At 71.0% G+C, this 26,344-nt stretch carries 26 protein-coding genes; 15 read left to right on the forward strand and 11 right to left on the reverse strand.

The features are described from left to right. Positions 1-140: 140 nt before the first annotated feature. Positions 141-1,379 carry a cytochrome P450 gene (locus JHD21_RS02075; protein ID WP_292671265.1) on the reverse strand — a complete coding sequence of 413 codons (1,239 nt, stop codon included), beginning with the start codon at positions 1,377-1,379 and terminating at the stop codon, positions 141-143. Positions 1,380-1,421: 42 nt separating this feature from the next. Beyond that, a complete protein-coding gene (locus JHD21_RS02080) occupies positions 1,422-2,699 on the reverse strand; it encodes a cytochrome P450 (protein ID WP_292671266.1) in 1,278 nt (425 codons plus the stop codon). Between the two features lie 124 nt (positions 2,700-2,823). On the opposite strand from JHD21_RS02080, the gene JHD21_RS02085 reads away from it, so the two are divergent. After that, positions 2,824-3,987 carry a steroid 3-ketoacyl-CoA thiolase gene (locus JHD21_RS02085; protein ID WP_292671267.1) on the forward strand — a complete coding sequence of 388 codons (1,164 nt, stop codon included), beginning with the start codon at positions 2,824-2,826 and terminating at the stop codon, positions 3,985-3,987. Positions 3,988-4,002: 15 nt separating this feature from the next. Here the strand turns inward: JHD21_RS02085 and JHD21_RS02090 are convergent, their stop codons facing one another. The 4 genes from JHD21_RS02090 to JHD21_RS02105 form a co-directional block, all read right to left on the reverse strand. Further along, a complete protein-coding gene (locus JHD21_RS02090; protein WP_292671268.1) occupies positions 4,003-5,166 on the reverse strand; it encodes a serine hydrolase domain-containing protein in 1,164 nt (387 codons plus the stop codon). A 163-nt stretch (positions 5,167-5,329) separates the two neighbouring features. Further along, a complete protein-coding gene (locus JHD21_RS02095) occupies positions 5,330-6,274 on the reverse strand; it encodes a type IV toxin-antitoxin system AbiEi family antitoxin domain-containing protein (protein ID WP_292671269.1) in 945 nt (314 codons plus the stop codon). 240 nt (positions 6,275-6,514) lie between these two features. Next, positions 6,515-7,411 carry an SDR family oxidoreductase gene (locus JHD21_RS02100; RefSeq protein WP_292671271.1) on the reverse strand — a complete coding sequence of 299 codons (897 nt, stop codon included), beginning with the start codon at positions 7,409-7,411 and terminating at the stop codon, positions 6,515-6,517. A 20-nt stretch (positions 7,412-7,431) separates the two neighbouring features. Beyond that, the gene (locus JHD21_RS02105; RefSeq protein WP_292671272.1) at positions 7,432-8,181 is read right to left on the reverse strand and encodes an SDR family oxidoreductase; all 750 of its coding nucleotides are present in this window, start codon (positions 8,179-8,181) and stop codon (positions 7,432-7,434) included. A 48-nt stretch (positions 8,182-8,229) separates the two neighbouring features. On the opposite strand from JHD21_RS02105, the gene JHD21_RS02110 reads away from it, so the two are divergent. The 6 genes from JHD21_RS02110 (at position 8,230) to JHD21_RS02135 (ending at position 13,251) form a co-directional block, all read left to right on the forward strand. Continuing rightward, positions 8,230-8,994 (forward strand): enoyl-CoA hydratase family protein, encoded by a 765-nt coding sequence (locus JHD21_RS02110; RefSeq protein WP_292671274.1) that lies wholly within the window; start codon positions 8,230-8,232, stop codon positions 8,992-8,994. Then, positions 8,991-9,875, forward strand: a complete 885-nt coding sequence (locus JHD21_RS02115) for a CoA-transferase (RefSeq protein ID WP_292671275.1) — start codon at positions 8,991-8,993, stop codon at positions 9,873-9,875. Before JHD21_RS02110 ends, JHD21_RS02115 begins: the two co-directional genes overlap by 4 nt. 5 nt (positions 9,876-9,880) lie before the next feature. Then, positions 9,881-10,633 carry a CoA-transferase gene (locus JHD21_RS02120; protein ID WP_292671322.1) on the forward strand — a complete coding sequence of 251 codons (753 nt, stop codon included), beginning with the start codon at positions 9,881-9,883 and terminating at the stop codon, positions 10,631-10,633. Beyond that, positions 10,626-11,693, forward strand: a complete 1,068-nt coding sequence (locus tag JHD21_RS02125) for a nitronate monooxygenase (RefSeq protein ID WP_292671276.1) — start codon at positions 10,626-10,628, stop codon at positions 11,691-11,693. Before JHD21_RS02120 ends, JHD21_RS02125 begins: the two co-directional genes overlap by 8 nt. 115 nt (positions 11,694-11,808) lie before the next feature. Continuing rightward, on the forward strand, positions 11,809-12,537 hold the full coding sequence (locus tag JHD21_RS02130) for a hypothetical protein (protein ID WP_292671278.1): 729 nt from the start codon (positions 11,809-11,811) through the stop codon (positions 12,535-12,537). Between the two features lie 3 nt (positions 12,538-12,540). Next, positions 12,541-13,251, forward strand: a complete 711-nt coding sequence (locus JHD21_RS02135; RefSeq protein WP_292671280.1) for a hypothetical protein — start codon at positions 12,541-12,543, stop codon at positions 13,249-13,251. A 65-nt stretch (positions 13,252-13,316) separates the two neighbouring features. Here JHD21_RS02135 and JHD21_RS02140 read toward each other — a convergent pair whose 3' ends face one another. Next, complete coding sequence (locus tag JHD21_RS02140) at positions 13,317-14,324, reverse strand: GNAT family N-acetyltransferase (protein ID WP_292671281.1); 1,008 nt, start codon at positions 14,322-14,324, stop codon at positions 13,317-13,319. A gap of 275 nt (positions 14,325-14,599) precedes the next feature. Between JHD21_RS02140 and JHD21_RS02145 the strand changes: the two genes are divergently transcribed. Together JHD21_RS02145 and JHD21_RS02150 are read left to right on the forward strand one after the other, a co-directional pair. Then, positions 14,600-15,334 carry a hypothetical protein gene (locus JHD21_RS02145; RefSeq protein WP_292671282.1) on the forward strand — a complete coding sequence of 245 codons (735 nt, stop codon included), beginning with the start codon at positions 14,600-14,602 and terminating at the stop codon, positions 15,332-15,334. Positions 15,335-15,500: 166 nt separating this feature from the next. Beyond that, the gene (locus tag JHD21_RS02150) at positions 15,501-16,235 is read left to right on the forward strand and encodes a hypothetical protein (RefSeq protein ID WP_292671284.1); all 735 of its coding nucleotides are present in this window, start codon (positions 15,501-15,503) and stop codon (positions 16,233-16,235) included. A gap of 101 nt (positions 16,236-16,336) precedes the next feature. Here the strand turns inward: JHD21_RS02150 and JHD21_RS02155 are convergent, their stop codons facing one another. The 4 genes from JHD21_RS02155 to JHD21_RS02170 are packed head-to-tail and all read right to left on the reverse strand — an operon-like array spanning position 16,337 to position 20,100. Next, positions 16,337-17,500, reverse strand: coding sequence for an acetyl-CoA C-acetyltransferase (locus JHD21_RS02155; protein ID WP_292671285.1), 1,164 nt, complete (start codon positions 17,498-17,500; stop codon positions 16,337-16,339). After that, positions 17,493-18,086, reverse strand: coding sequence for a TetR/AcrR family transcriptional regulator (locus JHD21_RS02160; RefSeq protein ID WP_292671286.1), 594 nt, complete (start codon positions 18,084-18,086; stop codon positions 17,493-17,495). The genes JHD21_RS02155 and JHD21_RS02160 overlap by 8 nt, the downstream gene beginning before the upstream one ends. Before the next feature lie 12 nt (positions 18,087-18,098). After that, positions 18,099-18,902 (reverse strand): SDR family oxidoreductase, encoded by an 804-nt coding sequence (locus JHD21_RS02165; RefSeq protein ID WP_292671288.1) that lies wholly within the window; start codon positions 18,900-18,902, stop codon positions 18,099-18,101. Position 18,903: 1 nt separating this feature from the next. Then, positions 18,904-20,100: an acyl-CoA dehydrogenase family protein gene (locus JHD21_RS02170; protein WP_292671289.1), complete on the reverse strand. Its 1,197-nt coding sequence runs from the start codon at positions 20,098-20,100 to the stop codon at positions 18,904-18,906. 21 nt (positions 20,101-20,121) lie between these two features. Between JHD21_RS02170 and JHD21_RS02175 the strand changes: the two genes are divergently transcribed. The 6 genes from JHD21_RS02175 to JHD21_RS02200 all read left to right on the forward strand — a co-directional run bounded on the left by JHD21_RS02175 (position 20,122) and on the right by JHD21_RS02200 (position 26,339). Then, a complete protein-coding gene (locus JHD21_RS02175) occupies positions 20,122-21,597 on the forward strand; it encodes a FadD3 family acyl-CoA ligase (RefSeq protein WP_292671290.1) in 1,476 nt (491 codons plus the stop codon). A gap of 138 nt (positions 21,598-21,735) precedes the next feature. Further along, positions 21,736-22,875, forward strand: coding sequence for an acyl-CoA dehydrogenase family protein (locus tag JHD21_RS02180; RefSeq protein ID WP_292671291.1), 1,140 nt, complete (start codon positions 21,736-21,738; stop codon positions 22,873-22,875). Further along, positions 22,872-23,771 carry an acyl-CoA dehydrogenase family protein gene (locus JHD21_RS02185; protein ID WP_292671293.1) on the forward strand — a complete coding sequence of 300 codons (900 nt, stop codon included), beginning with the start codon at positions 22,872-22,874 and terminating at the stop codon, positions 23,769-23,771. The genes JHD21_RS02180 and JHD21_RS02185 overlap by 4 nt, the downstream gene beginning before the upstream one ends. Next, a complete protein-coding gene (locus tag JHD21_RS02190) occupies positions 23,771-24,754 on the forward strand; it encodes an acyl-CoA dehydrogenase family protein (RefSeq protein ID WP_292671295.1) in 984 nt (327 codons plus the stop codon). Before JHD21_RS02185 ends, JHD21_RS02190 begins: the two co-directional genes overlap by 1 nt. A gap of 13 nt (positions 24,755-24,767) precedes the next feature. Beyond that, positions 24,768-25,148, forward strand: a complete 381-nt coding sequence (locus JHD21_RS02195; RefSeq protein WP_292671296.1) for a cupin domain-containing protein — start codon at positions 24,768-24,770, stop codon at positions 25,146-25,148. A 42-nt stretch (positions 25,149-25,190) separates the two neighbouring features. Beyond that, positions 25,191-26,339: an FAD/NAD(P)-binding oxidoreductase gene (locus JHD21_RS02200; RefSeq protein WP_292671297.1), complete on the forward strand. Its 1,149-nt coding sequence runs from the start codon at positions 25,191-25,193 to the stop codon at positions 26,337-26,339. Positions 26,340-26,344 lie beyond the last annotated feature (5 nt).

The raw sequence follows: 26,344 nt of genomic DNA on the forward strand, positions 1-26,344 counted from the left end.
CCCCCGACCGGGAAGCCGCTTAGAGAAGCCCCTCCACGGTTTGGGGGGAACCACATCCGGCCACGATGGACGGCGCAGCTTCGCGCAGCGAAGCAAGCGGTCCGTCGTGGGTGGGGGCCGAAGCTCGCGGGGGTAGACAGTCAGGCGTATCTAACCTGCATCTCCTTGAGACCGTTGACCCACCCGTGCCGGAGCCGGCGCGGCTCCTCGACCAGGTGGATGCCGGGCACGTGGTCGGCGAGGGCGTTGAAGATCAGCCGGATCTCCTGCCGGGCCAGGTTGGCGCCGATGCAGTAGTGCGCGCCGTGCCCGCCGAAGGCCAGGTGCGGGTTGGGATCACGCAGGATGTTGAAGGTGTGCGGGTCCTCGAAGACGTCCTCGTCGTAGTTGGCACTGCTGTAGAACAGGCCCACGCGCTGGCCCGCCTTCACCAGGACGTCGCCGACCATCGTGTCGTTGATGGCGGTGCGCTGGAACACGATGATCGGGCTCGCCCACCGGATGACCTCGTCGACCATGGTGGCGGGACGCTCCTCCACCCAGAGCTTCCACTGGTCGGGGTTGGTCAGGAACGCGTGCATGCCGTGGGTGATCGCGTTGCGGGTCGTCTCGTTGCCCGCGACGGCCAGCATCATCACGAAGTAGCCGAACTCGTCGTCGTTGAGGCCGCGGCCGTCCTTGTCGGCGTTGATCAGCTTGGTGATGATGTCGTCCTGCGGGTTCTTGCGGCGTTCGTCGGCCATGCCCATCGCGTAGACGAGCAGCTCGGTCGCGGCGGCCTGCGGGTCGCCCTCGAAGTCCGGGTCCTCGCTGGCCAGCATCTGGTTGGACCAGTGGAACAGCTTCTTGCGGTCCTCCATGGGTACGCCGATCAGCTCGGCGATCGCCTGCAGCGGCAGCTCGGCCGCCAGCTCCTCGACGAAGTCGCCGCCGCCGCGCGCCGCCGCCTCCTTGACGATCCGGTTGGCCCGCTCGGTCATGACGTCCTCGAGCGCGCCGATCGCCCGCGGGGTGAAACCGCGGCTGATGATGTGGCGGGTGCCGGTGTGCTCGGGCGGGTCCTGGTTGAGCAGGATCACCCGCTGCAGCTCGACGTCCTCGCGCTGGATCTCCCGGCCGTAGCGGATGATCGCGCCGTTCTCGGCCGAGGACCAGTTCTTGCTGTCCTTGGAGACCGCTGAGACGTCGGCGTGCTTGGTCACCGCCCAGTAGCCGGTGCCGGCCTCGGGAGCGATGCCCGAACGCGCCTCCGGGGGCTGCTCGACCCAGAACACCGGCGCGGTCTTGCGGAGCAGCGCGAACTGCTCGTGCGGGATGGCCTTCCAGTTGAGGTCCGGGTCGGTGAAGTCGAAGCCCTCGGGGAGGATGTCGGTGGTCACTCAGGTGCTCCTTGGCGATCGTGCAGTGGGTGTGTCCGAGACTCAGCGGTACGCGACCTGCAGGTCCTTGACGCCGTTGATCCAGCCGTGCCGCAGCCGGCGCGGCTCCCCGAGCTGGCGGATGTCGGGCGCGTGGTCGGCCAGGGCCTGGAAGATCAGGTTGACCTCCAGCCGGGCCAGGTTGGCACCGATGCAGTAGTGCGCACCATGCCCCCCGAAGGCCTGGTGCGGGTTGGGGTCGCGGGTGATGTCGAAGCGGAACGGGTCGGTGAACACGTCCTCGTCGAAGTTGGCGCTCGCGTAGTAGAGCCCCACCCGGTCACCCTTGGGGATCGGCACGCCGCCGATCTCGAGGTCGTTGAGCGCGGTGCGCTGGAACACGGTCACCGGCGTCGCCCAGCGGATGATCTCGTCGGCCGCGGTCGCGGGCCGGGTCTGCTTGTAGAGCTCCCACTGGTCCGGGTTCTCGAAGAAGGCGTGCATCCCGTGGGAGATCGCGTTGCGTGTGGTCTCGTTGCCGGCCACGGCCAGCAGCACCATGAAGAAGCCGAACTCGTCGTCGGTCAGGCCACGCTCGTCGCCCTGCTCGCCGAGGCCGACCTCGGCCGACACGAGCTTGGTGATGATGTCGTCCTGCGGGTTGCGGCGGCGTTCGTCCGCCAGGCCCATCGAGTAGGCCAGGATCTCCATGAAGGCGACCGCCTGGTCACCCTCCACCTCGGGGTCGTCGTAGCTCATCATCTGGTTGGACCACTCGAAGAGCTTGCCGCGGTCCTCCTGCGGCACCCCGAGCAGGTTGGCGATCGCCTGGAGCGGGAGCTCGGCGGCGACGTCCTCGACGAAGTTGCCCTCGCCGCGCCCGACCGCGGCCTTCACGATGTCGTGGGCACGCTGCTCGAGGTCCTCGTGCAGCTGGGCGATGGCGCGCGGCGTGAACGCCCGCGACACGATCTGCCGCAGCTTGGTGTGGTCGGGCGCGTCGTGGTTGATGAGCAGGAAGCGCGTCTGCTCGACCCCGTCGCGGTCCATGTCCGGCCCGAACCTGATGATCACGCCGTCCTGGAACGCCGAGAAGTTGGTCGAGTCCTTGGAGACCGCGGCGACGTCGGCGTGCTTGCTCAGCGCCCAGTAGCCGGTGTGCTCGGGGAAGCCCGCGCGCGCCTCGGGCTGCTGCTCGATGAACGACACCGGCGCCGTGCGCCGGAGCGTGAGGAGCTCCTGGTGCGGGACCGCTGCCTGCATCACGTCCGGGTCGGTCGGGTCGAATCCGGCCGGCAGCGACGCGGCTGCCTCGACGGACGGGTCAACGGTGCTGGTCACGCAGACTCCCTGCTTCTCCACGGCACAACTGGAACACGTTCTAGTGTCCGAGGTTACATACTCCCGGTACGGATTGGAAGGCCCGTCTCTTGTCGAGAACGAGAACGTGTTCTAGTTTTCTACCATGGGCAACCCCGTGATCGTCGACGCCGTCCGCACTCCTCTCGGCAAGCGGAAGGGCTGGCTGGCCGGCGTCCACCCGGCCGTCCTCCTGGGGCAGGCCCAGGCCGAGGTGCTCCGGCGCTCGGGGGTCGACCCCAACCTCGTCGAGCAGGTCGTGGGCGGCATCGTCACCCAGGCCGGCGAGCAGTCCAACGGCACCGTGCGTCGCGCCTGGCTGCACGCCGGGCTCCCGATCCACACCGCCGGCACGGTCGTCGACGCCCAGTGCGGGTCCGGCCAGCAGTCCGCGCACCTGGTCAACGACATGATCACCGCGGGCACCATCGACGTCGGGATCGCCTGCGGCGTCGAGGCGATGTCCCGCATCCCGCTCGGGGGCAACGTCCCTCCCGGTCTCGGCGACCCGCGGCCGGACGACTGGACCATCGACATGCCCAACCAGTTCGAGGCGGCCGACCGGATCGCCAAGAACCGTGGGTTCTCCCGCGAGTTCATCGACGAGTTCGGGCTCGCCTCGCAGCAGAAGGCCCGGATCGCCGTCGACGAGGGCCGCTTCAAGCGCGAGATCTTCGCGATGGAGGCCCCGGTCCTCGACGAGGAGGGCAAGCCCACCGGTGAGACCCGCACCGTCGACGCCGACCAGGGGCTGCGCGACACGACGCTCGAGGGGCTGGCCCAGCTCAAGCCGGTGCTGCCCGAGGGCTTGCACACCGCCGGCACGTCGTCGCAGATCTCCGACGGCGCCTCGGCGGTGCTGATCATGGACGAGGACAAGGCGCGCTCCCTGGGCCTCACCCCGCGGGCCAGGATCACCAACCACTGCCTGGTCGGCTCCGACCCCTACTACCACCTCGACGGCCCGATCGACGCGACGCAGCGGATTCTCGACCGGACCGGCATGGGGATCTCCGACTTCGACCTGTTCGAGGTCAACGAGGCCTTCGCGTCGGTGGTGCTCTCGTGGGCCACCGTGCACGGCGTCGACATGGACAAGGTGAACGTCAACGGCGGCGCGATCGCGCTCGGCCACCCGGTCGGCTCGACCGGCACCCGCCTCATCACGACCGCCCTGCACGAGCTCGAGCGCCGCGACCAGTCGACCGCCCTCATCTCGATGTGCGCCGGCGGCGCGATGGCGACCGGCACCGTCATCGAGCGGATCTGAGCGACCCGCGACGGTTCAGTCGACCAAGGCCTCGGTGACGACCCTCGCGGCGTTCGCGAGCGAGTAGGCGCCCGCCGTCGGGGAGGCGCCCGTGCCGAGCGTCCCCAGCCGCACGACGACGGTGCCGCTGCCCGGGTCGACCATCACGACCTGACCGCCGAACCCCAGGGCGGCGTACATGGCCGCCGGGGCTCCCGGTACCAGCTGGCCGGAGCGCGCCGCGTCTCCCACCTCCTCGACCGGCTCCAGCTGCGGGCCGTCGTGGTTGACCCACCACAGCAGGCCATAGGCCGCGTTGAGCTCCTGCGACGAGCGGCCCACCGCGTCCTTGACCCACGCCCGCGGGAGCAGCTGCTCACCGTCCCACTCGCCCTGCTGCTCGAAGAGCTGTCCGAAGCGCGCCAGGTCGGGGCATGTCGACTGCATCCCGAAGAAGGCCTGGGTGGAGCTGCCGCTCGCGTCCGGCGTCATCCGGGTGCTGGCCATGCCCACCGGGCCGAACAACCGCTCCTGCGCGTACTCCGCGGTCGCGGTCCCGGTCGCGTTGCGGATCACCCGGTCCAGGGTCTGGATCGCGGCGTTGTTGTAGGCCCAGGTGGTGCCCGGTGGCGCGGCCTGCTCGAGCCCGACGGCGTACGACGTGCGGTCCTCCGCCTGGAGCAGCGTGCCGTAGTCGCTCTCGGTGCTCCAGAAGCGACCGCTGTCGTTGCTGAGCAGGTTGCGGACCGTCACCTCCTGCGAGGGCGTGCCCTTCCACTCGGGGATGTAGTCGGCGGCGCTGTCGCCCAGTGACAGGTCGCCGTCGGCCGCGGCGAGGCCGACCAGGGTGCTGGTGACCGACTTGGTCACCGAGAACACCTCTTGCGGCTTGTCGGGGGCGCCGTCGTTCCAGTACCACTCCCCCGCCACCTTCCCGTCGCGGGCGACCAGGAAGCAGGTCGAGCCGGCGGCCTTCGCGTCCTGCGCGAGCCGGTCGAGGACCTGAGCGTCGAACCCGAGCTCCTCGGGCTGGGCGCTCGGCAGTGCGCTGGGCGCGGCGGACGCAGCCTCCGCGGCGGGCGCGGCCGCACTGGTCACCGGCTCGACGGTCGGCGCCGCCTCCGGCTCCGACCCGGCGTCCGAGCAGCCCGCCAGCAGGAGCGCGGCAGCGCAGCACGCCGCCAGGGTCGAGGTCCTCACGGGGCGAGCCTAGGTGGGCCTGCCCGGACCGGGCGGCGTTGGTTCATCAAGGGATGTCGGTGGGGCGGCACTCCCCTGGCTGAGCTCACCCGGGGAAGTGGCGGTTCATCAAGGGATGTCGGCGAACCGACGGACCGACCGCACGGTCACCGCCGCCGTGAGCTCAGCTGGCGATGTCGAGTGCGGACCTGACCCGAGCGGCCGTCACCCGGGGCCGGTCGTAGTCGCCCCAGATGATCCGCACCATCCGCGGCAGCCCGCTCAGTCGGCAGAGCAGCTCCTCGCGCTGCTTCTCGGCGAAGACGACCTGACCCGGGTCGGCGCCGGGCTCGAGCAGCGTGGAGTACTTGACGAGGCCGTCGAACTCACCGAGCGCTCCGTGCTCGGGCCACGCCCAGTCGGTCGTGCCCCGGAGCATGCCGTCCGGCCCGTGGACCTCGTACTGCAGGACCGGCGCCGGGATCCCCGAACACCGGAAGAGCCACCGCCCGCGCGACTCCCCCGGGCTCTTGCTGCGGCCGTCCGCCATCCGCACGACGACGTGGAGGTGACGGGTGAACGGCCAGTGCGCCATCTGCTCGAACTGCCTCATCAGGCCGTCCTCGTCGGACAGCTCGCGCGCCAGCAACGAGTCGAGGATGACGAGCCCCTGCTCGTCCGTCGCTCGCGACGCCGCCTCGACCGCGCAGCGCGCCGGAACCAGCACCTGGACTCCGTCGACCAGCACCACCTCGTGGTCGGCGACGAAGCCCTCGTGGTGGACGACGTCACCCTCGATCCGACCCGGGCCGCCGTCCAGACGGGTCACGTGCACGCGCGACAACTCGATGCCCCACATGGCGATCTCGTGCACGGCACAGCCCGACGCGTGGCTCAAGGCGACGTCGGTCCCGAGCGAGTGCATGACCGCGCGTGCCCGGACGATGTGTCGCTGCTCCGGACCCAGCCCCGCCCACGTCTCGGCGTAGGTGTAGTAGCCGCGGCGGATCCGGTGCCAGGCGCCGGCGCGCATCGCGTGGCCCACCGCGCGGTCGTCCCAGCCGAGATCGCGTGCCTGCGCCCGGGTGAAGTAGCCATTTGTCTCGATCAGGATCAGCAGGGGGTCCATGCCGACACCGTGTCCCGTGGCGCGGACGTCGACGGTGCGGCCGGACCCCGGCTGTGCAGGACCGCAACCCTGCCGAACTTGGGGACGCCTGGGGGTCGTCGTCGGGCACGTCGGCTGGCCGACATCCCTTGGGGAAGCGTCACTTCCCAGGGCGAGCTCGGCCAGGGAAGTGCGGGTTCGCCTACATCCCTTGGTGAACCGCCAGCGACCGGGGCGCGCCAGCAGCCGAGCGACCGAACCTCAGGCGCCGTACACCGGCTCCGGTGCAGGTGCCTCGGCGAGCAGGTCACGCAGTGCCGGCCCGACCTCGTCGGCGACCCACCGGCGGCCGGCGTCGCGGGACGGGCCGTGCGCCCACCCGTTCTCGACCGTGATGACCGACCCGTCGATCTCGATCACGCGGCCGGTGACGTCCCCGGCCTCCTCCGAGGCGAGCCAGGCGACGACCGGGGAGTTGTCCTCGGGCAGCGCCATCGCCGAGGTGTCGAACGCCCCCTCCGTCATCCGGGTCCTGGCGACCGGGGCGATCGCGTTGACGGTCACGCCGTAGCGGCCCATCTCCTGCGCGGCGACCAGGGTGAGACCGGCGATGCCCGCCTTCGCGGCGGAGTACGTCGCCTGCCCGACCGAGCCCTGCAGCCCCGCGCCCGAGGAGGTGTTGATCACCCGGGCCGCGCGCTGGCGGCCCTCCTTGGCCTCGGCCCGCCAGTAGGCGCCCGCGTGCCGCAGCGGCGCGAAGTGGCCCTTGAGGTGCACCCGGATGACGGCGTCCCACTCCTCCTCGGAGGTGTTGACCAGCATCCGGTCGCGGACGAACCCGGCGTTGTTCACCAGGACGTCCAGCCCGCCGAACGTGTCGATGGCCTGCCGCACCATCGCCTCCGCCTGGTCGAAGTCGGCCACGTCGGCGCCGTTGGCCACCGCCCGTCCGCCGGCCGCCTCGATCGTCGCGACGACCTCGTCCGCCGGCGACTCCCCCGTGCCCGGTGTCGAGTCCCTTTGGCCGGCGAGCGAGACGCCGTAGTCGTTCACCACGACGGCCGCGCCGTGCGCGGCCAGCTCGATCGCGTGCGCGCGGCCGATGCCGCGCCCCGCTCCGGTGACGATCGCGACGCGACCCTCCAACAGTCCAGACAAGGCTTCTCCTCGGTTGACGATCAGGTGACGTGCAGGAAGACCGGTGGCTCGCCGCCGCCGTCGCAGGCGACGCGCGCGCCGGAGACGTACGACGCCAGGTCGGACGACAGGAAGACGGCGACGTTGCCGACCTCGTGCGGCGTCGCCATCCGGCCCAGAGGGATGGTGCGCTCGATCGCCGCCACCCGGGCGTCGTCGCCGTAGTGGTCGTCGGTCTGCTCGGTGCGGCACAGGCCGACGTCGATCGCGTTGACCCGGACCTTGGGGCCCCACTCCATGGCCAGCGAACGGGTGAGCGAGTCGAGCCCGGCCTTCGCCGCGGCGTACGCCGCGATCGTGGGCGCTGGTCGGTGTGCCGAGATCGACGAGATGTTGACGATCGAGCCGCCACCGGGCTGTCCCTGCATCACCGCGTTGGCGGCCTGGGACACCAGCAGCGGGCTGAGCAGGTTGAGGCCGACGATCTTGTCGTGGAAACGAGGTGACGCGGTCGCGGCCTCGGTGCTCGGCGCACCGCCCGCGTTGTTGACCAGCACGTCCAGCGGACCGTGTGCGCCCACGACCTCGTCGACCATGGCGCCGACCGCGTCGGGGTCCCGGACGTCGCAGACGACGTGCGCGGTGCCGTCGACGGGCTCGACCTCCGAGCGCGAGCAGGTCACCACCGTCGCGCCCGCGGACACGAACGACCCGGTGATGCCGAGCCCGATCCCCCGGGTGCCGCCGGTGACCAGCACGACACGACCGGACAGGTCGAGGGCGAGCGCCATGCTGCTACCCTACCAAGCAAATGCTTGGTTTGTACGCCTGGAGGCCCCGTGCCCATCACCAGTGAGCTGCGCCCCGACGGCATCCGCCTCGTCACCATGGCCGCTCCCCCCGTCAACGCACTGACCGTCCAGGGCTGGTTCGACCTCGCGGCCGCGCTGGACGAGGCGAGCGCCGACCTGGACACGAAGGTCGTGGTCCTCCGCGCCGAGGGCAAGGGCTTCAACGCCGGGGTCGACATCAAGGAGATGCAGCACACCGAGGGCTTCGACGCCCTGCTGGGCGCCAACCGGGGCTGCTTCGCCGCGTTCAAGGCGGTCTACGAGTGCTCGGTACCGGTGATCGCCGCCGTCAACGGCTTCTGCGTGGGCGGTGGCGTCGGGCTGGTCGGCAACGCGGACATCGTGGTCGCCAGCGAGGACGCCTACTTCGGGGTCCCCGAGGTCAAGCAGGGCGCCCTCGGCGCGGCCACGCACATGGCCCGGCTCGTCCCCCAGCACCTGATGCGCACCCTCTACTTCACCGCCCGCACCATCACGGCGGCCGACCTGGTTCAGCACGGCTCGGTCTACGAGGTGGTGCCGCGCGACGAGCTGGACGACGCGGCGCTGCGGCTCGCCGCCGACATCGCCGACAAGGACACCCGGGTCATCCGCGCCGCCAAGGAGGCGCTCAACGGGATCGACCCGATCGACGTGAACAAGAGCTACCGGTTCGAGCAGGGGTTCACCTTCGAGCTCAACCTGATGGGCGTGAGCGACGAGCTCCGCGACGACTTCGCCGGGACCGAGAAGGCCAAGAAGGGCAGCGAGTGACCAGGAAGCCCCGCGACAAGCGGATGACCATCGACGAGGTCGTCGCCGAGCTCGAGAGCGGCATGACCATCGGCATCGGCGGCTGGGGACCGCGGCGCAAGCCGATGGCCCTGGTCCGCGCGATCCTCCGGTCCGACCTGGAGGACCTCACCCTGGTCAGCTGGGGCGGCGCCGACGTCGGCCTGCTCACCCGGGCCGGCAAGGTCCGCAAGCTCGTCTACGCGTTCGTCTCCCTCGACTCGATCCCGCTGGAGCCCAACTTCCAGCGGGCCCGCCAGGCGGGCACGATCCCCGAGGTCGTCGAGCTCGACGAGGGCATGTTCCAGACCGGCCTGCGCGCGGCCGCCCAACGGCTGCCGTTCCTGCCGATGCGGGCCGGCCTCGGCTCGGACGTCCTGGTCAACAACCCGTGGATCCGGACGGTCACGTCGCCGTACGACGACGCCGAGGAGCTGGTCGCCGTCCCCGCGCTGAAGCTGGACGTGGCCCTGGTGCACCTCAACCGGGCCGACATGCACGGCAACGCGACCTACCTCGGCCCCGACCCCTACTTCGACGACCTCTTCTGCATGGCCGCCGACCGGGCGTACGTCTCCGTCGAGCAGGTCGTCGACACCGCCGGGCTGACCGTCGACACCCCGGTGCAGCGGCTGCTGCTCAGCCGGATGATGGTCACCGGTGTGGTCGAGACACCCCGTGGCGCGCACTTCACCACGTGCACCCCTGACTACGAGCGGGACGAGCGGTTCCAGAAGGCGTACGCCGCCGCGGCGTCCGGCAGCGACGAGGACTGGACGGCCTTCGAGGAGCGGTTCCTGTCCGGCGACGAGGCGGCCTACCAGGCCGCGGTCGACGCCTTCGCCGAGGAGGCAGCCCAGTGAGCGACATGACCCGGGCGGACGTGTGCGCCGCCGCCATCGCCGACGCGTTCAAGGACGACGGCGAGATCTTCGCCAGCCCGATGGGCCTGCTCCCGATGCTCGGCGTCCGGCTGGCCAGGCTGACCAGCAACCCGGACCTGGTGATCTCCGACGGGGAGTCGCTCTTCCTCGCCGGCACTCCCCCACTGTTCGCCAAGGGTGACGTGGTCGAGGGCTGGATCCCCTTCCGCAAGGTGTTCGACGTGGTGGCCTACGGCAAGCGGCACGTGATGATGGGCGCGACCCAGGTCGACAAGCACGGCAACCAGAACATCTCCGCCATCGGCGACTTCGCCAGGCCGAAGCGGCAGCTGCTCGGCTCGCGCGGCGCTCCGGGCAACACGGTCAACAACCGCACGTCCTACTGGGTGCCCAAGCACTCGCCCCGGGTCTTCGTCGAGGCCGTCGACATCGTCTCCGGCGTCGGTCCCGCCCGCGCCAAGGCCGCGGGCGCCGGGGCCGCGCGCTACAACGACATCCACCGGATCGTCTCCAACCTGGGGGTCTTCGACGTCAAGGGTCCCGACGACACCGTGCGACTCCTCTCCGTGCACCCCGGTGTGACCGTCGACGAGGTCCGGGGCAACACCGGCTTCGACCTCGCGGTGGACGGCGACGTACCCACCACCCGGGAGCCCTCCATGGAGGAGCTGATCGTGATCCGAGAGGTGCTCGACCCGAAGGGCCTGCGCTTCAAGGAGGTCCCCGACGGTGCTTGAGCAGCTCATCAGGACCCCGCTCACCGAGCTCACCGGCGTCCGCCACCCGGTCGTGCAGACCGGCATGGGCTGGGTGTCCGGTCCCCGGCTGGTCAGCGGCACCGCGAACGCCGGTGGGCTCGGCATCCTGGCCAGCGCGACCATGTCGTTCGAGGAGCTCGAGCGCGCGATCCTCGAGGTCAAGAGCCGCACCGACCAGCCGTTCGGCGTCAACCTTCGCGCGGACGCCGCGGACGCCCCCGACCGCTGCGACCTGCTCATCAAGCACGGCGTCAAGGTGGCCTCGTTCGCCCTGGCGCCCAAGCAGGAGCTCATCAAGAAGCTCAAGGACCACGGGGTCGTCGTGATGCCGTCGATCGGCGCGGCCAAGCACGCCGTGAAGGTGGCGGGCTGGGGCGCCGACGCCGTGATGATCCAAGGCGGCGAGGGCGGTGGCCACACCGGTCCGGTCCCGACCACCCTGCTGCTGCCGACCGTCCTCGATGCCGTCGACATCCCCGTGGTGGCCGCCGGTGGCTTCTTCGACGGCCGCGGCCTGGCGGCCGCGCTGTCCTACGGCGCCGCGGGCGTCGGCATGGGCACCCGCTTCCTGCTCACCCGCGACAGCGCGGTGCCGGACGCCGTCAAGCAGCTCTACCTCGACACGGACCTCACCGGCACGGTCGTGACGGCCAAGGTCGACGGCATGCCGCACCGCATGCTGCGCACCGAGCTGGTCGAGTCGCTCGAGGAGACCTCCGCGGTCCGCCGGATGGGCCCGACCATGAGGCGGACCCTGGAGTTCAAGCGGGAGTCCGGCATGTCCTGGGCCGCCCTGCTCAAGGACGGCCGCGCGATGCGCAGGACCCAGGGCCGCACCCTCGGCCAGATGGCGCTCGCCGCCAACACCCCCACCATGCTCAAGTCCGGGCTGGTCGACGGCGACACCGACGCCGGTGTGCTCGCGTCGGGCCAGGTGGTCGGCGTGATCGACGACCTGCCGACCTGCGAGGAGCTCGTCGACCGGATCGTCCTGCGCGCGGTCGACGAGCTGCGCCGCGCGTCGTCGTACGTCCTCTGAGCCCGATCGCCCTAGCGGTTCGTCAGCGAGGGCAACACCCCCCAACTGGGTAGTTGCGCGGCCGAGGACCCGATTGCAGAGTGAGTCTTCCTACTGGTCACAGGAAGGCTCAACCATGTCCTCAGCCCTCAAGAGGGTGCACTCGGCCACCGGCACGGTGGCTCTGGTCCTGGCGCTCCTCGCGCTGCTCGCGTCGGCGGCCGGCGTCGGCTACGCAGCGGGCCAGATCGGCACCAGCGACATCAAGAACAACGCCATCACGGCACCGAAGATCAAGAAGAACGCGGTCACCACCAAGAAGATCAAGAAGAACGCCGTCGCCGGCAAGAAGATCAAGGACGGCTCGGTGACCCCGGCGGACCTCGCCCCGCAGGAGGCGCAGCGCAAGCCGGTGCTCGGCAACGGCGGCGAGGGCGACTGCGTCTGGCAGAGCGGCGAGGTCGAGGTCCCGGGCGTCGGGGCTCCGACCTACCGCCTGGACCGCAACGGCCGGGTGATCCTCACCGGCATCGTCGTGGCCACTGACGGACCGGGCGGCGACGGGAGCTGCGATCCCGGCGACGCCGGCCAGGCATCGGACGGGATCGCCTTCACGCTGCCGGCCGGCTACATCCCCGCCAAGAACCAGTTCTTCCTGTCGGTCGGCGGAGAGATGATCATCACCGGCCCGCAGGGCTTCAACGCGCCCGGGTTCTCACTGCCCGCCGGGGTCGTGTTCGCGGACGATGCGGCGATCCTCGACGGCATCGAGTTCGACCCGGCGGGCTCCAGCGTGGTCGTGGCCAAGACGAAGGCGTCGGGACGCTGGACCGGCACTGCCCTCAAGCCGTCCATGGGGGGCTGACGCATGTCCTCGACCCTCACCCGGCTCCGCTCGTCCGCGGGCACGGTCGCTCTCGCTCTCGCCCTCGTGGCACTGGTCGCGTCGGCGGCCGGCGTCGGCTACGCAGCGAGCCAGATCGGCACCAACGACATCAAGAACAACGCCATCACGGCACCGAAGATCAAGAAGAACGCGGTCACCACCAAGAAGATCAAGAAGAACGCCGTCACCGGCAAGAAGATCAAGGACGGCTCGGTGACCCCGGCGGACCTGGCCCCGCAGGAGGCGCAGCACAAGCCCGTGCTCGGCAACGGCGGCGAGGGCGACTGCGCCTGGCAGAGCGGCGAGGTCGTGATCCCGGGCGTCGGGGCGCCGACGTACCGCCTGGACCGCGACGGCCGGGTGGTCCTGACCGGGTTCGCCATCGGAGCCAACGGGGCGGGCGGCGACGCCGACTGCGACTCCGGCGACGCCGGGCAGGTGTCGGACGGGATCGCGTTCACGCTGCCGGCGGGCTTCATGCCCGCCAAGACGCAGTACCTCTTCTCGCTCTCGGGCTTCCTCGTGATCGCGGGACCTCAGGGGTTCAGCGTGCCTGGTCTCACCCTGCCACCCGGTGCGGTGTTCGGTGACGGCGCGGTGCTGCTCGACGGCGTCGAGTTCGACCCAGCCGGCTCCGACGTCGTCGTCGCCAAGATGCAGGCCTCGGGTCGCTGGAGCGGCAACCTCCTGTAGCAACGAGGGGCTCGTCGACCGCATCGTCGCGAATGCGGTCGACGAGCTCCACGCCATCGGCTCGATCACATGTCCGTGCTGAGCCGGTCCACTCCTCGCTGGTAGTCGATCTCCCGACCCATGACCCGGTAGCCGAGCTGCTCGTTGACGCCGACCATGTGCGCGTTCGACTCGGCGTTCCAGGTGTCGATGGAGACGATCTGCGGCTCGACGTCGCGCAGCCAGAGGTTCATGTCGACCTTCAGCAGCAGCCCCAGCCGATGCCCACGATGGCGGCCGACGACGGAGGTGTCGTGCTGCTCGGCGAGCTCCGGCCGCTCGCCGTCGACCACCACGACGCTGTGGCCGGCCAGCTCTCCGGTCTCCCGGTGCCGCGCGAGGACGCGGTAGAGGCGATAGCCGCGGGCCTGCTGGGCGACCTCGTAGGCACGGATCCGCTCGGGCGGGAACACCTCGTCCTCGATGTCGAGGTCGTCGGTCGGAGCGTCGTTGATGGAGGCGGACAGCGCCGCCACGGCCTCGAGCTCGTCGTCGGGGGTGGCGCCCGCGCGGCGGACGAGCTCGTACTCACGGGTGAAGGACCGTGCCTCGTCGTACCGGGCCCGCAGCTCGCCGAAGTCGATGTCGGTCAGCACCTGCCGGCGGTTGACGGCCACGCTCTTGGGCTCGAACCCGTGCCGGGCCGCGAACGCGGCCGAGGTCTCGGACTCCCAGGCGTCGACACCGAACGACGTGCGCCCGCGGGCCCGCCCCGCGGCGACGACCGCCTCCAGCATCTGGCTGCCCAGCCCTCGCCTCCGGTGCGCCGGATGCACCTTGCACCCGACCCAGGCGAGGTGCAGGTTGTCGTACTCGGAGGTGGACAGCGTGCCGAAGGCCACCGGCACCCCGGCCTCGGTCCCGAGGAAGGGCGTGTCCGGCTCGCCGTCCCAGCCGTGGCGGAAGTGCCCCTCGGCCTGCCGCACGGTCAGCGGGTGCACCCACGGGGAGTCGGCTTCCTGGACAGCGTTGCGGAGGTCGACGTACGCCGCGAGCGCGGCGGCGTCGTCGGGCCCGAACGGGACGATGTCCATGCGTCCAGGGTGCGCCACCCGACCGGACGGCCGCCACCGGGGTTCCTGGCGACGGCCGCCCTGGCGACTCAGCTCAGCTCACGGTGGGCGCCGGGTCGTCGACGACGAACGACGTCGCAGCGAGCTGTCGGCGCTGGGCGGTTCGGCAACGAGAACCCGTTCCAGAAACGCATAACACCTCCAGCGTGCTTCCACAAGACCCCAGATGCGCGATTGCGCCCGAGGGCTCGACGTCGCAGATTGGACTGTTCGCTTCCCGCACCTGGAGGACTGAGATGAACCAAGCGCTCCGACGCATCCACCCGGCGGTCACCATGGTCGCCCTCTGCATCTCGCTGCTGGCGCTGGTCGCCGCGGCAGCCGGCGCCGGCTACGCCGCCGCCACCATCGGCACCGCCCAGCTGAAGAACAACGCCGTGACCGAACCCAAGATCGCCAAGAACGCGGTCACCGCGAAGAAGATCAAGAAGAACGCCGTCACCACCAAGAAGGTCAAGAACGGGTCCCTGTCCGCCGCCGACATGGTGGCCGAGGAGAAGCAGGTCGCCCCGACCCTCAGCAACGGCGGCGAAGGCGACTGCGCCTGGCAGGGCCTCGGCGCGCTCGTGTCCGGAGTCGGGCTCCCGACCTACCGCAAGGACCGCTTCGGCACCATCCACCTCGACGGCGGAGCCACCGCCCTCGACGGCGCCGGCGGGGACGGTGACTGTGACCCCAGCGACCCGGGCCAGACATCGGACGCCATCGCGTTCATCCTTCCCGCCGCCTACATCCCCGCCAAGACCCAGCTCTTCGGCGGTATCGGTGGACTCGCCATCGTCGCCGGACCGACAGGCGCCACCTTCAGCGGCGGCTCCTTCCCGCCCGGGGCGGTCGTGGGCGTCTCGGGCGGCATCGTGCTGCTCGACGGGGCCAGCTTCGAGCCGGTCGGGTCTCCGGTCGTGCTCCCCAAGGTGAGCAAGGCGACGAAGAAGCAGGGCGACCTGCGCAAGGCGCTGGGCCTCGACTGACCCACGTCGGCGCGGCCGGGCCGTTCCCGGCCGCGCCGTCTCCCGATTACTGCTGTCTTCTGTTCGCAAGGTCCATCCGCACCTGGTGTCCGCTCGGCCGTTCTGCTGGACGGTCATCGTTGCGAGATTGGACCGTCCGCTGTCCGAGCCTGGAGGTCTCTCTGTCATGGACTCTGTCCTTCGACGTCTACACCCCGCGATCACGATGGTCGCGCTCTGCATCTCGCTGCTGGCGCTGGTCGCCGCGGCAGCCGGCGCCGGCTACGCCGCCGCCACCATCGGCACCGCCCAGCTGAAGAACAACGCCGTGACCGAACCCAAGATCGCCAAGAACGCGGTCACCGCGAAGAAGATCAAGAAGAACGCCGTCACCACCAAGAAGGTCAAGAACGGGTCCCTGTCCGCCGCCGACATGGTGGCCGAGGAGAAGCAGGTCGCCCCGACCCTCAGCAACGGCGGCGAAGGCGACTGCGCCTGGCAGGGCCTCGGCGCGCTCGTGTCCGGAGTCGGGCTCCCGACCTACCGCAAGGACCGCTTCGGCACCATCCACCTCGACGGCGGAGCCACCGCCCTCGACGGCGCCGGCGGGGACGGTGACTGTGACCCCAGCGACCCGGGCCAGACATCGGACGCCATCGCGTTCATCCTTCCCGCCGCCTACATCCCCGCCAAGACCCAGCTCTTCGGCGGTGGAGCCGGACTCGCCCTCGTCGCCGGGCCCGCAGGCACCACGTTCAGCGGGAGCTCGTTCCCGCCGGGGGCGGTCGTGGGTATCTCGGGCGGCATCGTGCTGCTCGACGGCGTCAGCTACGAGCCGGTCGGGTCCCCGGTCGTGCTCCCCAAGGTGAGCAGGGCGACGAAGAAGCAGGGCGACCTGCGCAAGGCCCTGGGCCTCGACTGACACACGTCGGCGCGGCCGGACCGTCCCGGTCCGGCCGCGTCGGCGCGCGCTCCACACTGGTGCGCCGGTCGCACGGACCGGCGTACGACCGTTGCACGAGACTAGAGGCGCTCGATGACCGTGACGTTCGCCTGGCCGCCGCCCTCGCACATCGTCTGGAGGCCGTAGCGACCGCCGGTGCGCTCGAGCTCGTTGAGCAGGGTGGCCATGATCCGGGTGCCGGTCGCCCCGATCGGGTGACCGAGCGCGATGCCGCCGCCGTTGACGTTGACCTTGTCGTGCGGGGCGCCGCACTCCTTCATCCAGGCCAGCACGACCGAGGCGAACGCCTCGTTGCACTCGAACAGGTCGATGTCGTCGATGCTCAGGCCCGAGCGCTCCAGGGCCCGCTGTGTCGCTCGGATCGGCCCGGTCAGCATCCAGACCGGGTCGTCGCCGGTGACCGAGAGGTGGTGGATCCGGGCTCGTGGGGTCAGGCCGTGGTCCTTCACGGCCTGCTCCGAGGCGATCAGCATCGCCGAGGAGGCGTCGCAGATCTGCGAGGCGACCGCGGCGGTGATCCGGCCGCCCGGCGCCAGCGGCTCGAGGCCGGCCATCTTCTCCAGCGAGGTCTCCCGGGGGCACTGGTCGGTGTCGAAGGTGGCACCGTCGGGCAGCGTCACGGGCTCGACCTCGTGCTTGAAGCGGCCCTCGGCGATCGCGGTGCGGGCCCGCTCGTGCGAGGCGAGGGCGAAGGCCTCCATGTCCTCGCGGGAGAGGTCCCACTTCTCAGCGATCATCTCGGCCGAGCGGAACTGGCTGACCTCCTGGTCGCCGTACCTCGCCCGCCAGCCGGGCGACTCGGCGAACGGCGTCGAGAAGCCGTACTGCTGGCCGACCAGCATCGCCGCGGAGATGGGGATCGCGCTCATGTTCTGGACGCCGCCGGCGACCACGAGGTCCTGCGTGCCGGACATGACGCCCTGCGCGGCGAAGTGGACCGCCTGCTGCGAGGACCCGCACTGCCGGTCGATGGTCACGCCCGGCACGTGGTCGGGCAGCCCGGCGACCAGCCAGGCGGTGCGCGCGACGTCGCCGGCCTGGGAGCCGATGGTGTCGCAGCAGCCGAGGATGACGTCGTCGACGGCACTCGGGTCCACGCCGGTGCGGGTCATCAGCGCGCCGATGGAGTGCGCAGCGAGGTCGGCCGAGTGGACGCCGGCGAGCGCGCCCCCGCGTTTGCCGACCGGCGTGCGGACCGCGTCGACGATGAAAGCCTCAGCCATGGTGGATCCCCTCAAGAAGAATGGACAGGTACTGCTTCGCGATCTCGGTGTGCGTCCGCCGGCCGCCGGGGCGGTACCAGGAGACGGCGACCCAGATCGTGTCGCGGATGAAGCGGTAGGTGAGCTCGAGGTCGAGGTCGTCGCGCAGGACACCGGCGTCGATGCCGTTCTGCAGCAGGGTCAGCCAGACCGCGCGGGACTGCTGGTTGCGCTCTCCCAGGTAGGCGAAACGCTCGAAGGTCAGCAGGTAGGCCGCGTCGTTCTGGTAGATCGCGACCTCGTCGCGGTGCTTGTCGATCGCCTCGAACGAGACCAGCACCGCCTGCTCCAGCTTGGCGAGCGGGTCGAGGTCGGACGAGGCCAGGATGGCGTCGTACTGGCCGAAGAGCTCCTCCTGGAACGTCGAGAGGATCTCGTCGACCATCGACTCCTTGGAGTCGAAGTGGTGGTAGAGGCTGCCCGACAGGATGCCGGCCGCGTCGGCGATGTCGCGGACCGTGGTGTTGCGGAACCCCTTCTCCGCGAACAGGCGCGCCGCGATGGCGAGGAGCTCGTCCCGGCGCGACTCGGTGGGCTGGGCGGTCATGACTACCTGGTCCTAGGCCTGCTGGCTCGAGACGGCGACGACCTCGCCGGTCATGTACGACGCGTAGTCGCTGGCCAGGAACACCATCACGTTGGCGACCTCCCACGGCTCCGCGGCCCGGCCGAACGCCTCGCGCTGCTTGAGCTCGGCGAGCAGCTCGTCAGAGGTGACCTTGGCCAGGAACGGGTGCATCGCCAGGCTCGGGCTCACCGCGTTGACCCGGATGCCGTGCGGCGCCAGGTCGATCGCGGCACAGCGGGTCAGCGCCATCACGCCCGCCTTGGCGGCGGCGTAGTGGGCCTGGCCCTCCTGCGCCCGCCAGCCGATCACCGAGGCGTTGTTGACGATGACGCCCTTCTTGCCCGCCGCCACGAACCGCTGGCCGGCAGCGCGCACGCAGCGGAAGGTCCCGTTGAGCGTGATGTCGAGGACCTTCAGCCACTGCTCGTCGGTCATCTCCAGCACGCTCGCGGTGCCGCCCAGCCCGGCGTTGTTGACCATGATGTCGACGCCGCCGAACTCGTCGGCCGCGTCCAGCAGCGCCCCGACCTGGGTCTCGTCGGTCACGTCGCAGACCAGCTGGCGCACGCGGGCGGCGCCGAACTCCTCGGCCAGCGTCGTCTCGTACTCCGCGAGCCGGCGCTCGTGGGTGTCGCTGAACACGACCGCCGTGGCGCCCTCCTCGAGCGCCCGGCGCACCACGGCGGCGCCGATGCCGGCGCCGGCCGCGGCGGTGACCACGACGACCTTGCCGGCGAGCAGGTCGTGCCCGGGCACGTAGTCGGGCGCGGGCTGTTCGGGGCGATGGGTCGACACGTCAGGTTCCCTTGGGTTCGCGGGGCAGGCCGAGCACGCGCTCGGCCAGGATGTTGCGTTGCACCTCGTCGCTGCCCCCGTAGATGCTGTCGGCGCGCGAGAACAGGAAGATCCGCTGCCACTCCGTCAGCTCGTAGGGCGCACCTTCGGCGAGCAGCCCGTCCGGACCCAGCACCGCCATCGCCGTCTCGCCCAGCCGCTTGTGCCAGGCCGCCCACGCCAGCTTGAAGATCGAGGCCGCTCCCCCGCCGGCCGACGAGTCCTCGCCGCCGGTGACGTGGGAGAGGCTGCGCAGCGCGGTGAAGCGCATGACCTCCAGCTCGGCCTTGAGCGAGGCGAGCCGGTCCCGGAGGACCGGGTCGTCGATGGTGCCGTTGGCCTTCGCCAGGCCGACCACGCCGTCGAGCTCGCGGGTGAAGTCGACCAGCTGGGCCAGGATCGAGACGCCGCGCTCGAAGCCCAGCAGCCCCATCGCGACACCCCAGCCCTTGCCGGGCTCGCCCACGACCAGGTCGGCGGCGGTCCGGGCCCCGGTGAGGAAGACCTCGTTGAACTCCGAGCCGCCGGTGAGCTGCTCGATGGGGCGGACGTCGACGCCGTCCTGGTCGATCGGCACCAGGAGGAACGACAGCCCCTGGTGACGCACCGACCCGGGCTCGGTGCGGGCGATGACGAACAGCCAGTCGCTGAAGTGCGCGTTCGACGTCCACACCTTCTGGCCGTCGACGACCCACTGCTCCCCGTCGAGGACCGCCTTGGTCTTGACGTTGGCCAGGTCGGAGCCGGCGTCGGGCTCGGAGTAGCCCTGGGCCCAGAGCTCCTCGACGGCCAGGATCCTGGGCAGGAACCGCTCGCGCTGCTCGTCGGTCCCGAACGCCATCAGGGTCGGGGCGAGCAGCTCCTCGCCGACGTGGTTGACCCGCGCCGGGGCATCCGCCCGGGCGTACTCCTCGTGGAAGATCACCTGCTGCCACAGGCTCAGCCCGCGGCCGCCGTGCTCCGCGGGCCAGCCCACGCCGGTCCAGCCGTGCGCGGCCAGGTGCCGGTTCCAGGCGAGCCGCTCCTCGATGGCCTGGTGGTCCTTGCCGGGGCCGCCCAGCCCCTTGAGCGTGGCGAACTCGCCGCTCAGGTGCTCCTCCAGCCAGCCGCGGATCTCGGCGCGGAACGCCTCGTCCTCGGCGGAGTAGCTCAGGTCCACGTTTGGTACCCTACCAAGCAAATGCTTGGTTTGGAGACGCTGCCCGCCCTGGTCCGCGCTGCTGCGGATCGTTTCGGCGACCATCCGGCCTACGTCGAGGGCGCCACGACGCTGTCGTACGCCGACCTGCTCGACCGGGTGGAACGCACTGCAGGCGCGTACGCCGCCAGCGGGGTCGTTCGAGGCGACAAGGTCGTGATCTGGGGACCGAACAGCATCGACTGGGCAGTCGCGGCACTGGCCGTGACGTACGCCGGCGGGGTGCTGGTCCCGGCCAACTCGCGATACGTCGGCGCCGAGGTGGCGGAGCTCGCGCAGCGGACCCGGGCCCGGCTCATCGTCGTCGACCAAGGCTTCCTCGGACGCGACCAGCTGCGTGAGCTCATGGAAGCGAGGCTGGACACGAGCATCACCGACGTGGCGCAGCTCGACCACTTCACGGCGTTCGCGGCGGGCACCGAGCCGATGGGGCCGGCTGACCTGGCCCCCGACGACGTCGCCGACATCCTCTTCACCTCCGGCACCACCGGGAAGTCCAAGGGGGCGATGAGCGCGCACCGGCAGACCATCGGGGTCGCCCGGGCCTGGGCCGAGCTGGGCGGCGTCCGGGAGGACGACCGCTACCTGGTGGTCAACCCGTTCTTCCACTCCTTCGGCTACAAGATCGGCATCGTGGTCGGCCTGCTCACCGGGTGCACGCTCTTCCCGGTCGCGACCTTCGACGTCGACCAGACCATGCGGCTGATAGAGACCGAGCGGATCACGGTCTTCCCGGGTGCACCGACGCTGTACCAGTCCCTGCTCACCGCGCCCGGCCGCGCCGAGCGCGACCTGTCGTCGCTGCGGCTCGCGGTCACCGGCGCCGCCGTCGTACCCGTGGTCCTCATCGAGCGGATGCGCGAGGAGCTGGGGATCGACCAGGTCGTCACGGCGTTCGGGATGACCGAGGCCGTCGTCGTGACCATGTGCCGGGAGGGTGACTCGGCCGAAACGGTCGCGACGACGTGCGGCCGGGCGATCCCTGGCATGGAGACCCGGATCGCTGACAACGGTGAGCTGCTCGTCAAGGGCGACTACGTGATGCTCGGCTACCTCGACGACGAGGCGGCCACCGCCGAGGCGATCGACGCCGACGGGTGGCTGCACACCGGCGACATCGGCACCCTCGACGAGGCCGGCAACCTGCGGATCACCGACCGGCTCAAGGACATGTACATCTCCGGCGGGTTCAACGTCTACCCGGCCGAGGTCGAGCAGGTCCTGATGCGCATGGACGGCATCAGCGACGTCGCGGTCGTCGGGGTCCCGGACGAGCGGATGGGCGAGGTCGGCAAGGCGTACGTGGTCGGCTCGGTCAGCCCGGACGAGGTCGTGGCCTACGCCAAGGAGAAGCTGGCGAACTTCAAGGTGCCGCGCCAGGTCGAGGTCGTCGACGGTCTCCCCCGCAACCTGTCCGGCAAGGTGCTCAAGACCGAGCTGAGGTCGAGCGGTGGTTGAGGAGGTCGCGCAGCGACCGTCTCGAGACCTCGCAGACCGGGGCTGGGACTGGAGCGCCCGTGGTCGAGCAGGTGCCTCGGCTCCAGAGGTTTCGAGACAGGCGCCAGCGCGCCTTCCTCGACCAACGAAGGAGGCACAGTGGATCTGACCCTGTCCGAGTCCGAGCTGGCCTTCCAGGCCGAGGCGCGGGAGTGGCTGGCCGCCAACGTGCCGGCCGAGCCGCTGCCGTCCATGGACACCGAGGAGGGCTGGGCCCTCCACCAGGAGTGGGAGGCCAAGCTCACCGAGGCGCGCTGGTCGGTCGTCTCCTGGCCGCGGGAGTACCACGGCCGCGAGGCGTCGCTGGTCGAGTGGGTGGTCTTCGAGGAGGAGTACTACCGCGCCGGCGCTCCCGGCCGGGTCTCCCAGAACGGGATCTTCCTGCTGGCGCCGATCATCTTCGACCACGGCACCAAGGAGCAGCAGGACCGGTTCCTGCCGACGATGGCGTCCGGCGAGCGGATCTGGGCGCAGTGCTGGTCCGAGCCCGAGGCGGGCTCCGACCTCGCCTCCCTGAAGTCGACCGCGCGCCGTGACGACGAGCGCGGCGGCTGGGTGCTCAACGGGCAGAAGACGTGGTCGTCGCGGGCGACGTACGCGCACTGGGGCTTCGGGCTGTTCCGCTCCGATCCCGAGGCCCAGCGGCACCGAGGCCTCACCTACTTCCTGTTCCCGCTGGACGCCGAGGGGGTGACGGTGCGGCCGATCGCCCAGCTCGACGGCGAGGCGGGCTTCGCCGAGGTGTTCTTCGAGGACGTCTTCGTGCCGGACTCCGACGTGCTCGGCGGGGTCGGCGACGGCTGGTCGGTGGCGATGAGCACGGCTGGCAACGAGCGCGGTCTGTCGCTGCGCTCCCCCGGCCGGTTCTGCGCCGCGGCCGACCGGCTGGTCGACCTCTACCGCGAGCGTCCCGACCAGCGTCTCGGCGACGACGTCGTCGATGCCTGGCTCAAGGCGCAGGCCTACCGGCTCTACACCTGGGGCACGGTCACCCGCCTGGCCGGCGGCGGCGACATGGGGGCCGCCGGCTCGGTCAACAAGGTGTTCTGGTCCGAGCTCGACATCGCGCTGCACGAGACGGCGCTCGACCTCCTCGGCGCCGAGGCCGAGCTCGAGTCGAGGTGGCTCGACGGCTACACGTTCTCGCTGTCCGGCCCGATCTACGCCGGCACCAACGAGATCCAGCGCAACATCGTCGCCGAGCGGATCCTCGGTCTGCCCCGGGAGGTGCGGGGATGAGGTTCGACCTGACACCCGACCAGAGGGACTTCGCGGACGCCTTGGACAGGCTGCTCGCAGCCGCGGACACGCCCAAGGTCGCTCGTGCCTGGGGGAACGGCGACCGGGAGCCCGGTCTCGCCCTGTGGAGCCGGCTGGCCCAGCAGGGCGTGACCGACCTGGCCGACCAGGACACGGTGGTGGAGCTCTGCGTGGCGTTCGAGGCGCTGGGACGGCACGCAGTGCCCGGCCCATGGGTCGAGTCGGCGGCAGTCCTGCCGATGGCCCTCGGCCGCGACCTGTCCGCCACCATCGCGACCCTGGCCGCTCCGCCGAACGTGCCGTACGCCCTCGACGCGGACGTCGCGTCCGACGTCTACACCGTGGTCGACGGCCGGCTCCACGTCGGCGAGGTCGGCGAGATGGTCCGGTCGGTCGACCGGACCCGGCACCTGTTCACCGTGACCCCGGGCGACGCCGTCCCGTCAGAGGAGCTGCGGGGCGCACTCGGCCTCGGCGTGCTCGCGACGTCCGCCCAGCTGCTCGGGGCCGGCGAACGGGTGCTCGCGGACTCGGTCACCTACGTCACGCAGCGCAAGCAGTTCGGCCGGGAGATCGGTTCCTACCAGGCCATCAAGCACGCCCTTGCCGACGTCCGGATCGCGCTCGACTTCGCCCGCCCCCTCCTCTACGGCGCGGCGTTGTCCACCGACGCCCGCGACGTCTCGGCCGCCAAGGTGGCCTGCAGCGAGGCGGCCTACCTCGCCGCGCGCACGGGTCTCCAGGTGCACGGCGCGATCGGCTACACCGCGGAGTTCGACCTCAGCATCTGGCTGACCAAGATCCGCGCACTGGTCGGCGCCTGGGGGACACCCCGGTTCCACCGCGCGGCGCTGCTCGAGGAGCTGATGCGCTGATGGAGTTCGGGTTCTCCGAGGAGCAGCAGGAGCTCGCCTCGACGCTGCGCTCCCTGCTCGCCAAGCGCGGCGACAGCGCCGCCGTGCGCGCCGCCGCCGAGTCCGAGACCGGCTACGACGCGTCGCTGTGGTCGATGCTCTGCGAGCAGATCGGCGTCGCCGCCCTGGCGGTCCCGGAGGACTACGACGGAGCCGGGTTCACCCTCTTCGAGTCGATGGTCGCGCTCGAGGAGCTCGGCCGCTCGCTCGCCCCGTCTCCCCTGCTCGCGTCCCTGGTCACCGCCGAGGCGCTGCTGGCCGGCGGCGACGAGGACGCCAAGCAGCGGCTGCTCCCCCGGATCGCCGCAGGCGAGGTCGCCGCGATCGCCCTGGACGACGGTCCGGCCCTGTTCGCGGACCAGGCCACCGTGCTGCTCGCCGTACGCGGCGACGACCTGCTGGAGCTCGACCCGGCGTCGAGTGACCCGAAATGGCTGCCCGCGATGGACCAGACCAACCGTTTCGGGTCACTCGACGCCACCGCCGGCGCGGTGGTCGGGGACGGTGTCGCAGCCCGGGCCCGGGCCGAGCTGGTCGGCACCGTCGGGGTTGCCGCTCTCCAGGCCGGCCTGGCCGGTCGCGCGCTCGAGATGACGGTGGACTACAGCAGGACCCGGGTCCAGTTCGGCCGCCCGATCGGCTCGTTCCAGGCGCTCAAGCACCGGATGGCCGACATGCTCGTGCTGGTCGAGATGTGCCGGTCGGCCTCCTGGGCGGCGTCGTACGCGCTCTCCATCGGTGCCGACAACGCCCAGCAGCTGGCGCACATCGCCAAGTCCTACTGCTCGGACGCCGTCGACCACCTTGCCGCGGAGACGGTGCAGCTGCACGGCGGGATCGCGATCACCTGGGAGCACGACGCGCAGCTGGTGTTCAAGCGCGCGCACGCGCTGTCCCAGCTGTTCGGCCAGGCGCACCGGCACCGCGCGCTCATCGACCTGTGACAGCCTTGGCCGGGTGAGCGACGCCGTCCCGGTCCGGGTGTTCCGCCTCGACGACCTCGAGCCGGCCGACCCGACGCCCGGGATGCTCCGGGAGCGGGCCTTCGAGCTGCCGGCCCTGTGGGCGGGCCGGGTCACCACCGATCCGGGCGCGGTCAGCGGATGGCACCACCACGACCGCAACGAGTCCAGCCTCTACGTCGTGCAGGGCGTGCTCCGGCTGGAGTTCGAGGGCTACGACGGCTACCTCGACGCGGAGGCCGGCGACTTCGTCCACGTCCCGGCGTTCACCGTGCACCGTGAGTCCAACCCGTTCGACGAGCCGAGCGTGGCGGTGATCGCCCGCGCCGGCGGTGGCATCCCCACGGTGAACGTGACCGCGCCGCCCGGTCGCTGAGCCTGCCGGCTCCCCGCGACCAGGCACCGGTACGGTCTGCGGATGCGCGTGCTCATCCTCGGCGCCGGGTTCGGTGGCCTCGAGCTGGCCAGCTCCCTCGACTCCGCGCTCGGCGGCGACGTCGAGGTGACCCTGGTCGACAAGGCGGACGGCTTCGTCTTCGGGTTCTCCAAGCTCGACGTGATGTTCGGCCGCGCCACCGCCGACCACGTCCGGCACCGGTACTCCGACCTCGCCCCACCGGGTGTCCGGTTCGTGCAGACGACGGTGCGCTCCATCGATCCCGTGACCCGGAGGGTCGAGACCGACGCCGGCCCGTTGGACGGCGACGTGCTGGTGGTGGCGCTGGGCGCGGACCTCCACCCCGAGGAGACCCCGGGGCTGGTCGAGGCGGGGCACGAGTTCTACACGAACGCCGGAGCCTTCGCGGCCCGCGACGTGCTGGACCGGTTCGCCGGCGGCGACGTGATCGTGGCGGTGACGTCCACGCCCTTCAAGTGCCCGCCGGCCCCGAGCGAGACCGCCCTGCTCGTGCACGACCACCTGGCCCACCGCGGGCTGCTGGACCGGTCCACCGTCTCGCTGGTCATGCCGCTCGGTGCGCCCATCCCGCCGTCGCCGCAGGCGTCCGAGGCACTGTTGTCGGCGTTCGCCGAGCGCGGCATCGCCTGGCACCCCGGCACCCTGGTCCGGGAGCTGGACCCGGTGGCGAAGGTGGCCCGGACGGCGGACGGGACCGAGCTGCCCTTCGACCTGCTCCTCGCCGTCCCGGTCCACCGCGCCCCCGCGGTGGTCGTCGAGTCCGGGTTGACCGAGGACGGCTGGATCCCGGTCGACCCGCTCACGCTGCGGACCCGGTTCGTCGACGTCTACGCCGTCGGCGACGTCACCAGCGTGGGCACGCCGAAGGCCGGTGTCTTCGCCGAGGGCCAGGCGGCCGTGGTCGCCGCCCAGCTGGTCGCCCGCGCCCGCGGCGAGGCCGACCCGACGACGTACGACGGGCGCGGGATCTGCTACCTCGAGTTCGGCGGCGGCGAGGTCGGCAAGGTCGACGTGACCTTCCTCAGCGGTCAGGCGCCCACGGGTGACCTGGAGGGACCGAGCGTTGCTCTCGCCGGCCACAAGGAGACGTTCGGTGCCGAGCGGGCCCGGCGCTGGTTCGGCCGGGACTGGACGCCCGTCGGCGACTGACCGGT

The sequence above is a fragment of the Nocardioides sp. genome (assembly GCF_016462705.1).
GTDB lineage: Bacteria > Actinomycetota > Actinomycetes > Propionibacteriales > Nocardioidaceae > Nocardioides.